Origin of the sequence: Nocardiopsis tropica (assembly GCF_042660575.1) — a bacterium.
GTDB lineage: Bacteria > Actinomycetota > Actinomycetes > Streptosporangiales > Streptosporangiaceae > Nocardiopsis > Nocardiopsis tropica.
Map to the genome: position 1 here is coordinate 94,585 of NZ_JBHSUF010000005.1, position 12,475 is coordinate 107,059.

Genomic DNA, 12,475 nt, shown 5'->3' on the forward strand with positions numbered 1-12,475 from the left:
GATGCGCGGCCAATCTATCCAAGAAAGGCCCTGCCGCCGCGCCTTGCGGTGCTCGCCGCCGTTTTCTGAAGCTTTCTCACTGTAATCCGGCAAGGCCCTCCACCCCTGGGCGCGAACGGCAGGTGACCGAAAGCGGTCACTGCCGAGGGGTGTCGTTCCGGGGAGGGGGTCAGGGGCCTTCCGGGACAGTGACCACGGTACCGGTGCGGTGCGACGGAATCCTCGGCGAACGGGCCCCGACCGGGGAGAGGGGCCGCTCGAACACAAGAGCGTCCTGGTCAGGGCCATTACTGACCTTGGCCATGTTTCGGCGTCCGGGCGCTCCCCGCCGCAACTCCTCGGAACGGAGCTCCTTCCGATACACGCCCCCTTTTCTTTTCGTCACCCAGGGATACTCCTCCTCACTCCTGGTGATGAATTCGGGGCTGTTCCGCCGTCTCCCGCGGGTCCCCGTGCGGAAGGCCGACGGCCGCCGGCTCGTGGTGCGCCGCCTCCGCGCGGGGAACGGCCGGTTCCGGAGCCCACGCGACCGGCAGGCGCAGCAGGGCCACCGCGCACAGGGCGGCCGCCGCCCACGCGACCGCGCGACCGCGGACGGAGACCAGGACGAGTGCGGCGGCCGCCCCCTGGGCCGCGGCGGCGAGCGGCGGCCCCCAGGCCGGGCCGACGCCGAACCAGGGGTACATGAGAGCGGTCTGGGCCAGCGCCAGCGCCACGGACGCCGTCAGCAGGACGGCGGTGGCGCCGGGGCGGGGGAGCCCCGTGCCGCGCAGCACCGCGTACAGGGCGGCGTGGGCCGCGGCGAGCCCCGCGATCCCGGCCCCGGCCCAGGCGGCGGACGCCGCCGCGCCGGTGGTGGCCGTGAAGAGGGCGAAGGCGCCCACCACGAGGAGGACCCCCGTGGCGGCCGGCGGGTACAGGACGGCGCACACGAGGAGCACGGTGGAGCTCCCCGCCGGGAGGGGCGGTCCCGCGGGCCCTCCGGGGCCGCGGGTCGGGTCGGCCGGGCCTGGTCGCGGAGCGGTCATGCTGCGTCCTCCGTGCGTGTCGGTGCGGGTTCGTCCGGCGGCGGAGCCGTGGACCGGTTCGGCGGTTCGGTGGGGCGCGTGGTTTCGGCCGGGCGCCAATGACAGCTCGGGGGCCCGCAGAAGACCGGAGTGGAACCGGGTGCCAGTCCGATTGGTGGCAGGGTGTCCACTTCTGGCCTAGAAGCCGAGTGTGATGCCCCTCATAGTCGCCTGGTGGAGAGAAAATTGTGGCCTTGCGGTTTTTGGGAGTTTCGGAAGGCCGTTCATGTCTTCTACCTGCGGAAACATGCGGAATGGTGACTTTTGTACACGCTGGTCTGGGTGTCGGGAGGGTGGGAATCGGAAATCCAGTCGCGTTGTACCCATCCCCCGGCCCGGTGATGGCGCACCATAGAAGATGGGGTAAAGACATGCGGGGGTCCTGCGGTCGCGCACGGCCGCGCGCGGAGCTGTGCACGCGTGCGTGTGCGACCACCGGCAGGACCCTGTGTCTGCCATCGTCCCCGCACGAACACACGACGCAGGAGCCAGCAGATGACGCATCAGAACGTCCGACGGCGGGGATGGCGACGCCTCCTGATGACGTTCCTGATGCTCTCCGGCTTCCTGCTGCTACCGCTCACCAGCGCCCAGGCCAACCCGCTCTGCCCCGGGGAGCCCGCGCCGCTGCCCGAGTCCGCGGGCAGCGGATCCGACGGGCTCCTGGTACCCCCGCAATCGCAGTCCGCCATCGCGGGGGCCCCCGACGGGCTGCCGCCCGACGCCAGCATGTACGGGCAGTACGGCACCGCCGGCCAGCAGTGGCACATGATCACCGAATCGTGCGTCGACGGGATCAGCAACGGGGCCCAGGCCACGCTCGCCAACACCGCGTGGGACCTGTCGAAGACCATCAATCAGTCGACGATCACCGTCTACCAGGCGGCGACCTCGGACGGTCTCCTCGCGAGCTTCAACGAACTCGTCGAGAACGTGGTCGTCACCCTCAGGGAGGGGATCTGGCGCCCCCTCATCCCCACCGTCGTCATCCTGGGCGCACTGTGGCTCGGGTGGTTCGGTCTCATCCGCAAGCGGATGACCCTCACCATCGAGTCGACGATCTGGATGATCGGGGCCACGGCCCTCGGGCTGTGGATCATGATCAACCCGGCCCAGATCATGAGCATGGCCGGCGGACTGGTGAACTCCGGCAGCCAGCTGGTGACCAGCACCGTGGGGCAGGTGCCCTACGGGGGAGGGTCGGGGGCGTGTCCGCCGGGAGCAGAGGCGCCCGAACGGGCCGACTGGGAGTCCGAGTCGGACTTCCAGGTGCGGCGCAACGCCGACATGCTCTGGTCGAGCCTGGTCTGCCAGCCGTGGGTCGCGGGACAGTTCGGTAACGGTGATATTGCTGAGATTGCCGCGCAGGAACATGCTACGGATCTGATCGCAGCTCAGGGAATCAACAGGATCGAGCAGCAACAGATCGCCGACGGGGAAGTCGAGGCGACACCTCTCGTTGAAGAGAAGCAGGCGTCCTACGAAGAGATATCTTCGAGTGTCGAATCCTCTTTCCCCAGTGTCTACCCGCTCTTCTCAGGTCAGGACCAGGGCAGCCGCCTGGGGGTGGCGACACTCGCGCTCTTCGCGTCGGTCTTCGCCGGCGGGCTGATCCTCGCGGGTTCCGTGGCCCTCATCGTCCTGAAGATCGCCTTCCTCATCCTCTTCCTGTTCGCTCCGGTGTTCCTGCTCATCGGAATCCATCCCGGGTACGGGCGCATGGTCCTGCTGCGCTGGGTGGAGCTGATGATCGGGTTCCTGCTCAAACAGATCTTCGTCGTGCTCCTGATCTCCCTGCTGGTCATGTGCTACGGGATGGTCATGTCCACCAGCCTCGGCTGGGGACTGCAGATGATCCTCCTCGCCCTCTTCACCGTGGCGCTGTTCGTCTACCGCAAGCCCTTCGTCTACCTCTTCGCCTCGGTCAACGCGAACACGTTCACCTCGAGGATCGTGAGCGACGCCGCCCAGAGCCAGGCGCTCAGCAGGAGCGCCGTGGTCCTTCCGCCGATCGCCAACCTGAAGACGCAGGCGTGGGGCCTGCGCCGGGCCCCGCAGATCGCCGCGGGAGCGGCCGGCGTCCCCGCGGGCGGAGGGGGCGTCCCCCCGACCGCCGCGGAGACGGGCCTCGGCGACGAGGTCCCGGCCGACGGGGTCCCGGTGCGTGCGGACGGGGTCCGAGCCCGCGGCGGCGGATACGGGCGGGTCCGGGGCGACGGGGACGCCCCGCCGCTGAACGTCAACAGGAGCAACAGCGGTGGGGTGGGACCGCGCCCCTCCGGCGGGGCGCGCGACGGGAACCAGGCGCCGAGCCTCGACGGTGCGCGGTCCGGATCGATCCCGCCCCGCCCGAGCGGCGGCTACACCGGCACCGGCGACAGCGGGTGGGCGGGCGTGTTCGGCACCGGGAACGGCAGCCGGGGCGGCTCCGACCGGCGTGACGGCGGCGGTGGCGGAGGCTCCGTTCTCGGCGGCGGTTCCCCCGTCTCCGGGAACAGCCGGGCGGCCGGCTCCGACCGGCCCGAGCCGAGCACCGGTCGGGGCATCTTCGCCGGACGCGAGGACACCCCGGCCCGTGGCGGCCTGGACGCGCGCGGATCCCGTTGGGGCGCTCCCAGGGAGAGGCGCGAGCGGCAGGCGCCGCAGCGTCCGGCGCGCCCCGCACCCTCCAACGAGGGGCGCGGCCGGGGGGACGGCGACGGCGGTTGGCTGACCGGTTCGGACAAGCGCCGCGACAACGCGCCCATCACCCCGTTCTGGGGGGAGAGCCGGGGTTCCGGCACGCGGGACCGCAAACGCGACGTCCCCTTCTGGCTGAACGACGACTGACGGACAAAGGCCCCGAACCATGCCCAACCCTCTCCCTGAACGCGCTCAGCGTGCTGTCTTCATCGGTCTGATAGCGGTGCTGGTCGTGTTCGGGCTGTACCTCAGCCTCGGCGGTTTCGGGGGCGGCGACGAGGAGGACCCCGCCGCCGCTCCGGAGGAGCCGGGGGCGTCCCCGAGCGGAGCGACCGATCCGGCGGCCCCCGGCGGGCTGTCGACGGTGGAGCCCAGCCCCATCGACACCACGGCCGAGGAGGACGTGGACGTCCTCGACTGGTTCCCCTTCACCGAGGAGGAGCTGAGGGCGGCGGGGGCGACGGCGCGGACGTTCGCCGAGGCCTACGGGACCATCGACTACACGGGCTCCCCCGAGTCCTACTACGCCTCGATGGAGGCCCTGGCGACCGACGAGTACGCCCGGGTGCTCGTGGACGCGAGCAGGGCGGGGGCGTTCTGGGAGGAGATGTCCGAGGCGGAGGCCGTCGCGCAGGGCAGGGCGGAGGTCGACTCCGTGCGCACCTACGGCAGCGACTCCATCACCTTCGTCGTGACGGCCCAGTCCATCACCGAGACCGCCGACGCCGAGTTCGACGAGGAGCTCGGGGAGTTCGCGATCACCGTCGTCCGCGGGGGCGGCGCCTGGCAGGTCTTCGACTTCCAGCCCGCGGACGCGGGCCAGTTCGGGGAGGAGTAGCCCACGTGTCCCCCCTCTTCAAGTCCTCTCCGTCCGCCCCGTCCGACCGGGGCGCGGCCGGCCTCTGGGTGGGCGTGACCGCGGTGGTCGCGGTGGCCCTGACGGTCATGCTGGCGATGTTCGTGATCCCGGTCATCACGACGTCCACCCAGCAGGTCGGCTCCCTGCTGGCGAGCGGGCTCGTCTGCACGCCGAACGCGGACGCGGAGCAGCCCGACGCGAGCGGCTACGCCATGGACTCCATCCCGGAGAACTACCTGGAGATCTACCAGGAGGTCGGGGAGGAGAAGGGCATCCCCTGGAACATCCTCGCCGGGGTCGGCCAGGTGGAGTCCCACCACGGGCGCTGGGAGGGGCCCGGGATCACCGAGGGGCACAACGACTGGGGGGCGGCCGGACCGATGCAGTTCGGTTCCCTCGACGGGTCGGCGGCGGGAAACAGCTGGGGGGGCGAACCCGTCCAGGCCGTGGAGGAGCGCCCGGAGAACGGGTACGGCGTCGACGGCAACGGGGACGGGATCGTCAACGTCTACGACCCGGCGGACGCCATCCCCGCCGCCGCCGACTACCTGATCGCACACGGCCTGGAGGACGACGTCCGGCAGGCGATCTTCGGCTACAACCACGCCTGGTGGTACGTGGACGACGTGCTGGAGTGGGCCGAGCAGTACGCGGGAGGGGAGTTCGACACGAGCGGCTCCATCCGGACGGCCGTCCTGTGCGAGCTGGACCAGGACGGACAGTTCATCGGAAGCGCCCCGGACGAGCTGACCCAGGCGGTCGTCGACTGGGCCCTGGACCAGCGGGGGAAGCCCTACATCTGGGGCGGCACCGGTCCCGACGGCTACGACTGCTCCGGACTGACCATGAAGGCCTACGAGAGCATCGGCGTCACCATTCCCCGCGTCTCCCAGGACCAGTGGAACTTCGGGCCCGAGATCCCGATGGGGGAGGAGCAGCCCGGCGACCTGGTCTTCTTCGACGTGACCCGTGCGGGGGAGCCGCCGGGGCCGGGGCATATGGCGATGGTCATCGGCGACGGGCTGATGGTCGAGGCCTGGTGCACGAACTGTGGACCGATCGCGGTGCGCGAGTACGATGACCCCAATCGTTCGGACATCGTGGGATTCACCCGGCCGCTCGAGCACCCGGATGTGAGGGCCCAGTTGGAGGCGCAGGATAACCGTGGTTGACGAGAAGGCACCGCCCGCGAAGCAGGGATTGCACGGGTGGAGGGCCGCCGCCGCGGTGTTCGGGTGCGGAAGCCTGGCGGCTTTCGGGGTCTTCGGTGTCCTCGTCGGGGTTGCCAGCCTTTTCCTCAACTTCGCGTCATCCGAAGTGCAAGCCGAACCTGATGGTCCCAGCGGAGGTCCTGCAGAGCAGATCGGTGAACCTCGCTCCTCACTGGGGGAGGGGCAGATGAATGTTTGCGAGGACAACCTGAACCACCTGTCCACTATTACGACAACGCGTCAGGACGAAGGAGAGAACTTCGTCGACACCGCAGCTGGCGGCGATCCGCAGATCGAGGGAGCCGAGAGGGTCGTCCGGGATGATTGCCACTGGACGATCACGCCGACTTCTAATTCTTCGCCTTGGGATTTTCGCTTTTCCTATGAGGCGGTCATCGATTCCGTCGAGGGAGAGGAATCCGAAGAGGTGGCATCGCTGCGGTTCGAAGAAGTTCGTTCCCGTGTCTCGAATGATTTGGCGGACGTGGAAACCGAGGGGGATGCAGGATTCGGGGAGACGTCCTATTCGTTTTATGGAACTGGAGATCAGGGGCAGCCAGTGTATATCGCTGTTGTCCAGGCCAACAGTGCGGTGTACCAGATTCGCTTCGATGCCCAGTCGGATGCTTTGGTTGACGGAGTCTCGGAGAACGAGTTTGAAAACGAGGCAAGGAAGATTGCGAACTTCCTCGGGTATGGTTTTCAGTTCTGGATTCCAGAATGATTGTGTGCTGTAGCTGTTCGGATGTCGTCGGTCAGGCGACGCCGGCCATGAAGTGGTGGCGGCACAGGGTCGCGTAGGACTCGTTGCCGCCGATGTGCACCTGGGCGCCCTCGTAGACCATGACCCCGTCCACCACGCGCGCGTTGTGGGTGGCCCGGCCGCCGCACCAGCACCGGGCGGAGACCGGCAGGACCTCTATCTTGTCGGCGAGCTCGACCAGGCGCTTCGAGCCCGGGAACAGCTGCCCCTGGAAGTCGGTGAGGATCCCGTAGCAGTAGACGTCGATCCCCATGCCGTCCACGACGCCGGCCAGCTGGCCCACCTGCTTGTGGGACAGGAACTGGGCCTCGTCGCAGATGACGTACGGGGCCTTGCGGTCGGCGACGTCGTCGTACAGGTCCAGGTGGTCCCCGACCTCGACCGCGGGGGACTCCAGCCCGAGCCGGGAGGAGATGATGCCCGCTCCGGCCCGGTCCTGCTTGGTGTAGAGCACCCCTTCGCCGCCACGTGAGTGGTGCTCCTGGAGGGCCATCGTGCTCTTGCCCGAGTTCATCGAACCGGTGAAGTACTTCAGCTCCGCCATGTCTCTTCCTGGGTCGCGGGCGCCGGGGCCGTCGACGGCTCGGACTCCTGCCGTGGCCGGCTGTGAAGATATCAGCGGTCGGCCGCTCCCCCCGAATCACCACCGGCCCTCCGGCGCCCCGCCGGGCAGGCGGGGACGTCCGCCCGGAGCGGGAGCCCCCTCCGGGGACGGGATCCCGGTCGCGCGCCCTCCGGGGCGGTCGGCGGCGCGGTCCGGTGTGTGGGATGTTCCACGCGATCCCCGCCGGTGCTCCGTTGCGGGCTCCGTGCCGCCGCGGGGCGTACCGTCTTCGGTGGCGCCGCCCCGCGGGAGGGTGCGCGGGGAAACTGTCGAGTCCACTTCGATATATTCAGGTCTTCAGTGTCCGAATTCGGGGTGGAATTGCGGAGGGGGAAGTGACGTTGCGGCGTGATCAGGTCACCCGGATGGTCGAGAGCCGATGGTTCTCCAATGTGATGCTCGTGGTGATCCTGATCAATGCCGTGATTTTGGGATGGGCCACTTATGGGAGTTCCGCACTTCCGTATCTCCTCATCGCCGAGCGCGTCGTCATCGGCGTGTTCGTCGTCGAGATGACCCTCAAGGTCTACGCCTGGAGGGGCGACTTCTTCCGCGACCCCTGGAACTGGTTCGACTTCTTCGTCGTCGCGGTCTCCCTCGTTCCGACGACCGGGCCGTTCGCGGTGCTCCGGATCCTGCGGGTCCTCAGGATCCTCCGCGTGATCACCGCTGTGCCGCAGATGCGGATCATCATCACCGCCCTGTTCAAGGCCGTGCCGGGGATGGGGACGGTCATAGGCCTGCTCCTGGTGGTCATCTACACCTCGGGGATCATCGCCCAGCAGCTGTTCGGCGAGGAGGTGCCGGAGTTCTTCGGGAACCTCGGCACGTCGCTCTACACGATGTTCCTGCTGATGACGACGGAGAACTGGCCGGACGTCTCCGACGCGGTGCTGGAGGAGCACCCGATGGCGTGGATCTTCTTCGTCCTGTACATCGTGCTGACGGCGTTCATCATGCTGAACCTGGTGATCGGCGTGATCGTCACCTCCATGGAGCAGGAGGTGAACGAGAGCCGCTGGGTCGAGGACCAGGAGATGGAGGAGGTCCAGCACGAGGCCGTCATGGCCCGTCTGACGGAGCTGGGGCAGCAGGTGGAGCGGCTCAACCGGATGCTGGTCGAGCGCGACGGCGGTCCCGTCCCGGAACAGCCCCTCGGCCGGGAGGGCGGCGCCGCGCAGCCCGCCTCGGGGCTCTAGGCGGCCGGGCCCGCCTTCCGGCCGGACCGTGTCCTGTCCGCGTCCGGGCCGCGCGGCGCCCGGCGCGGCCGGAGGCGGTCATCGGGGCGTGGCGGCGGGGTCCGGCTGGGTAGGGTGACGCACGACCGGTGACCACGCCCACGCAGGAGACGAATGAGCGCCGACGCCCCCGGGCCTCACGAGACGCGTAACTCCCAACGGGACAACCGCGGCCAGACCGTCCAGGCGGGCAGCATCGGCGGCGGGGTGCACTTCCACTCCGCGCCGGACCGGGCCCCGGTGCCCCGGCAGGTCGAGCCCCCGACGCCGTACTTCGTGAACCACGAGGAGTGCCAGAGCTGGACGCGCGGGCACATGGACCCCGACGCGCCGCCCAAGGTCGTCGTGTACGGGGGACCCCGCGGGATCGGCAAGACCGAACTCCTGCGCATGATCTCCTACACCACCGGTGACTACTTCACCGGCGGCCAGCTGACCTTCAGGTACGCGCGGGGAAGGCAGGAGGACGGCGCCGCGGCGCTCGCCCAGTTCCTCCAGGTCCTGGGGGTGCACAGGTCGGCCCTGCCCGAGGACCCCGGGCTCTGGCCGGGCGCGTACCGCACGCACACCCACGACAGGCGGCTCCTCGTCGTGGTCGAGGGGGCGTGGGAGCCCGCGCAGGTGCGCGCCCTGGTCCCGAGCGGGCGCGGGAGTCTGGTCCTCGTCTCCAACGACGGCGCCGACCTCCGTGAGCTGAAGTGGGCCGACCACGCGAGGACGACCGACCTGCGGCCCCTCGACCGCGCGGCGTCCCTCGTCCTCGTGGAGCGGCTGGTGGCGCACCCCCTGGCCGAGGAGGACCCCGGGGCCCTGGAGCGGCTGCTGGAGGTGTGCGGAGGGCTGCCGCTGGCGCTGGTCCTGGTCAGCGGCCAGCTCGACGCGGGAGGGCCGGGGAGCGCGGCCGCCCTGGTCGCGCGCGTCGACGGGGCCCGCCGGATGCTGAGGGCGATCGGTGACGACCAGGGGAACCTCGACGTGTTCTTCCGGACCGCCTACGAGGGGCTGTCACCACGGGCGGCGGCCCTGTACCGCGCCCTGGGCTCCTGGCCGGGCTCCCGGTTCGACCGCCGGATCGCGGCCCGGGTGGGGGACGCCGGGGCGCTTCGCGAACTCGTCACGGCGCGCCTGGTCAAGGAGGACGGCGACGGCCTGGGCTTCGAGCACGACCTCCTCCGCGTCCACGCGGGGGAGCTCGCGGAGGAGGAGCCCGAGCGCGGGCGCCGGGAGAGGCTGCGCCTCATGCTCGACGCGTACCTGGCCTCGCTGGGTTTCGCGGAGCGGCTCGTCCGCGGGGAGAGGCTGAGGGTGGTGGACCTGGACCGGCTGCTGGAGGGCGAGGAGGACCCCTTCGGGGGAGACGCGGAGCTGGCGCGCGGCTGGCTGTCCCGCGAGCGCCCCACCCTGGTGGCCGTGGTGCTCGGCTGCGCGGACGCCGGACTGCACGAGCACACGTGGCGCTTCGCCGAACTCGCGACCGCGCTGTACCTGGAGGAACGGTACCTGCACGACTGGGAGGCCACCGGCACGGCGGGCGCGGACGCCGCCAGGATGGTCGGGAACGCCGCGGCCGAGGCCCGGCTCGGCGCCCTCGTCTCCCGGCCGCTGCGGGACCTCCACAAGGAGGACCTGGCCCGCGAGAGGATCCTCAGGGCCGTCGAGCTGGTCGAGGACGTGGAGGACGAGCTGCTGCGCGGGTCCGTGTGGGAGTTCTACGGCCGCTTCCTGGAGAAGGACGACCCGGCGGGCGCGATCGAGGCCTACGACCGGTCGGTCCGGCACAACCGGGCCAGCGGGAGCCCGCACGCGGTGCGCGGCACGGCGCTGGCGATCCTGTTCCGGGGCGCCGCGCGGCTCGCGGCCCGGCGCCCGGAGGAGGCGGTGGCCGACCTCGAGGACGCGGTGGGGCGGCTGCTCGCCCTGCCGGAGGGGCCGGACGACCGGATGGCGGCCCGCGCCAGGACGGCGCTGGGGCGCGCCTACCACGCGGCGGGGCGTGACCGGGAGGCCGTGGCGGCCCTGAACCTGGCCGTGGAGGGGTTCTCCGCGCTCACGGCGCACCTCGGCTACTACGAGGCGGAGGCGCACGAGGCCCTGGCCGAGGTGCTGGACGGGCTCGGCGCGGCGGGCGACGCCCGCCGGCACAGGGCGGAGGCGCTCCGGCTGTTCCGGGAGGTCGGCAGCCCCCGCGCCCAGGCCGTGGAGGAGCGTGCGTCCGGGGAGCGCGACCGTGCGCGGGAACCCGCCGGGCCCGGGGACTGAGGACCGCCCGGACCGACCGCGGGCCCGGCGGCGCCGGGGCTCACGGGGGGCCGGCGGCCTCGATCACGCAGTCGCGCGGCACCGGACCGGCCCTGACCTTGTGGTGGCCGGTGGCCGGGAGGGAGGACGCGAGCAGCGTGTACACCGCGCCCGCGGCCAGGACCGGATCGAGGCGCGGGTCCGCGCGCACCAGGAGCCTGCGGCCGTCCCGGACGGCCACCCGGGTGCCCTCCTCGGTGTCCGCCGCCGCGATGAGCGCCCCGGGCTGCTGTTCCAGCGCCGTCCGCGACCACCGTTCGGGGTCGCTCCGGGAGGCCGGGTCCCGGCAGACCACGGACGCCGCGTTGACCAGGGCGTGGCGTTCCTCCGTCTCGTAGGCGGAGAGGTGGCGGACGGCTCCCGGCCGGGAGCCGGGCACGTGGCGGGTGGCGCTCGGAAAGCGTTCGAGGGAGACCTCCCCGTTCCCCTCGGCGCTCCCGTGGACCTCGAAGGAGCGCGGCGGGCGGCCCGCCGGGTCGGGTTCGGGCGCGGGCAGGGCCCGGTCGGTGCCGTCCCCCGCCTGGGGCCGGAGGCCGAGCAGCCCGTAGAGGAGTTCCGCCAGGCGGCGGCCGCCCTCCCCCGGGTGGGCGAAGGCCAGTTCCGCGGCGCCGCTGTGCCGGCCGGGGCGGTGGCCGTCGATGGCGGCCTCCACCTGCGGACGCAGGCCCTCGTCGGCCAGCCGGGGGGCGGTCCGGGCGAGCTCGGCGACGGCCGTGCCGGGGACGGACTCGGCGCCGGGGGCGGCGAGCAGGAGGGGGTGGTCGAGCGCGGCGCCGTACAGCGTCACGCTCCCGTGGTCGCCGATGACGCAGTCCGCCGCGACCAGCGCGGCGCCCCACCCGGCGTGCGGGGGGATGAGGAGGAGCCCGGAGTCCAGGGCGTCGGCGAGCATGTGCCGCACCTGCCAGGGGCTGTGCGAGAACCAGATGTTGGGGTGCAGGACGGCGGCGACCCGGTAGTCGTCGTGGGGGAGGGCGCCCAGGAGCCGGCCGGGCAGCCGGGGGCGGCTGCCGATCAGGCCCTCGGGGCCCCAGGTGGAGGTGGCGACGACCAGGCGCTGGTCGGCGCCCACGCCGAGCCCGGCCCGGTAGCGCTCGCGCATCCGGCGCCCCGCCTCGAGCCGGTCGCGTGCGGGGTCGCCGACGACCCGTGCGTGTTCGGCCAGGGGGACGCGGGCCGCCCGGAGCTGCTCCCTCTGGGCGGGGTGGGACAGGACGAGATGGACGTTCCGCGCGTCGTGGAACTCGTGGCGGGGCACTCCGGAGAGGCGTACCCCGCCGGTGCGGTGGTCGGGCACGTACTTCTGGAAGCCGATGCCGTGGGGGAGGACGACCACGGGGCACGTGAACTCGGCGAGGTCGACGTTCTCGGTGGCGGTGACCACCAGGCGCGGCCGCACGTCCAGGCGCGACTCCCAGGGGACGAGGCCCACCTCGGCGCCGGCCAGGAGGCGCTCGGTGCCCGCGCTGAACGCGGATCCGCCGTCGAACGCGAACACGACCCGCACCCGGGTGTCGCCGCGGAACACGGCGAGGCCCTCCAGGACCCGCACTGCGGAGGTGAACGTGCGGGCCAGGGCCAGCACCACGGGCGTGTCGGCGAAGGTCTGCCAGCGGTGCGCGTCGGGGCCGGCGTTGGCGCGTACGTACGGGGAGTCGGTCAAAGTCGTCCCTAGACCCTCGGGAGCCGTGGCGAACCAGGGTAGTGGCGCGGCGGGCGCGGTCCGGCCCCGCGGGACGCACTTCCCGGGCCG

9 protein-coding genes are annotated in these 12,475 nt (G+C 71.5%); 6 read left to right on the top strand and 3 right to left on the bottom strand.

Annotated elements, in window-relative coordinates; genetic code table 11:
* Positions 1-401: 401 nt before the first annotated feature.
* A complete protein-coding gene (locus tag ACFQBR_RS09685; protein WP_378552906.1) occupies positions 402-1,028 on the bottom strand; it encodes a hypothetical protein in 627 nt (208 codons plus the stop codon).
* Between the two features lie 534 nt (positions 1,029-1,562).
* Here ACFQBR_RS09685 and ACFQBR_RS09690 point away from each other — a divergent pair.
* The 4 genes from ACFQBR_RS09690 (at position 1,563) to ACFQBR_RS09705 (ending at position 6,543) form a co-directional block, all read left to right on the top strand.
* On the top strand, positions 1,563-3,896 hold the full coding sequence (locus tag ACFQBR_RS09690) for a TrbL/VirB6 family protein (RefSeq protein WP_344182497.1): 2,334 nt from the start codon (positions 1,563-1,565) through the stop codon (positions 3,894-3,896).
* Between the two features lie 19 nt (positions 3,897-3,915).
* On the top strand, positions 3,916-4,587 hold the full coding sequence (locus ACFQBR_RS09695) for a hypothetical protein (protein WP_344182495.1): 672 nt from the start codon (positions 3,916-3,918) through the stop codon (positions 4,585-4,587).
* A gap of 107 nt (positions 4,588-4,694) precedes the next feature.
* Entirely contained in the window at positions 4,695-5,780 is a 1,086-nt protein-coding gene (locus ACFQBR_RS09700; RefSeq protein ID WP_344182512.1) for a C40 family peptidase, read from the top strand.
* The gene (locus ACFQBR_RS09705) at positions 5,773-6,543 is read left to right on the top strand and encodes a hypothetical protein (RefSeq protein WP_344182493.1); all 771 of its coding nucleotides are present in this window, start codon (positions 5,773-5,775) and stop codon (positions 6,541-6,543) included. Before ACFQBR_RS09700 ends, ACFQBR_RS09705 begins: the two co-directional genes overlap by 8 nt.
* A gap of 31 nt (positions 6,544-6,574) precedes the next feature.
* Here ACFQBR_RS09705 and ACFQBR_RS09710 read toward each other — a convergent pair whose 3' ends face one another.
* On the bottom strand, positions 6,575-7,126 hold the full coding sequence (locus tag ACFQBR_RS09710) for a thymidine kinase (RefSeq protein WP_267946514.1): 552 nt from the start codon (positions 7,124-7,126) through the stop codon (positions 6,575-6,577).
* A gap of 425 nt (positions 7,127-7,551) precedes the next feature.
* On the opposite strand from ACFQBR_RS09710, the gene ACFQBR_RS09715 reads away from it, so the two are divergent.
* On the top strand, positions 7,552-8,385 hold the full coding sequence (locus ACFQBR_RS09715) for an ion transporter (RefSeq protein ID WP_267946513.1): 834 nt from the start codon (positions 7,552-7,554) through the stop codon (positions 8,383-8,385).
* A gap of 153 nt (positions 8,386-8,538) precedes the next feature.
* Entirely contained in the window at positions 8,539-10,683 is a 2,145-nt protein-coding gene (locus tag ACFQBR_RS09720; RefSeq protein WP_344182491.1) for a hypothetical protein, read from the top strand.
* A 40-nt stretch (positions 10,684-10,723) separates the two neighbouring features.
* On the opposite strand, the gene ACFQBR_RS09725 is transcribed toward ACFQBR_RS09720, so the two are convergent.
* On the bottom strand, positions 10,724-12,385 hold the full coding sequence (locus ACFQBR_RS09725; protein ID WP_344182489.1) for a hypothetical protein: 1,662 nt from the start codon (positions 12,383-12,385) through the stop codon (positions 10,724-10,726).
* Positions 12,386-12,475 lie beyond the last annotated feature (90 nt).

Bases quoted from the DNA above. Each gene is read 5' to 3' on its own strand.
- ACFQBR_RS09690 (WP_344182497.1), top strand. From the start codon at position 1,563: ATGACGCATCAGAACGTCCGACGGCGGGGATGGCGACGCCTCCTGATG.
- ACFQBR_RS09715 (WP_267946513.1), top strand. From the start codon at position 7,552: ATGGTCGAGAGCCGATGGTTCTCCAATGTGATGCTCGTGGTGATCCTG.
- ACFQBR_RS09695 (WP_344182495.1), top strand. From the start codon at position 3,916: ATGCCCAACCCTCTCCCTGAACGCGCTCAGCGTGCTGTCTTCATCGGT.
- ACFQBR_RS09720 (WP_344182491.1), top strand. From the start codon at position 8,539: ATGAGCGCCGACGCCCCCGGGCCTCACGAGACGCGTAACTCCCAACGG.
- ACFQBR_RS09700 (WP_344182512.1), top strand. From the start codon at position 4,695: ATGCTGGCGATGTTCGTGATCCCGGTCATCACGACGTCCACCCAGCAG.
- ACFQBR_RS09685 (WP_378552906.1), bottom strand. From the start codon at position 1,028: ATGACCGCTCCGCGACCAGGCCCGGCCGACCCGACCCGCGGCCCCGGA.
- ACFQBR_RS09710 (WP_267946514.1), bottom strand. From the start codon at position 7,126: ATGGCGGAGCTGAAGTACTTCACCGGTTCGATGAACTCGGGCAAGAGC.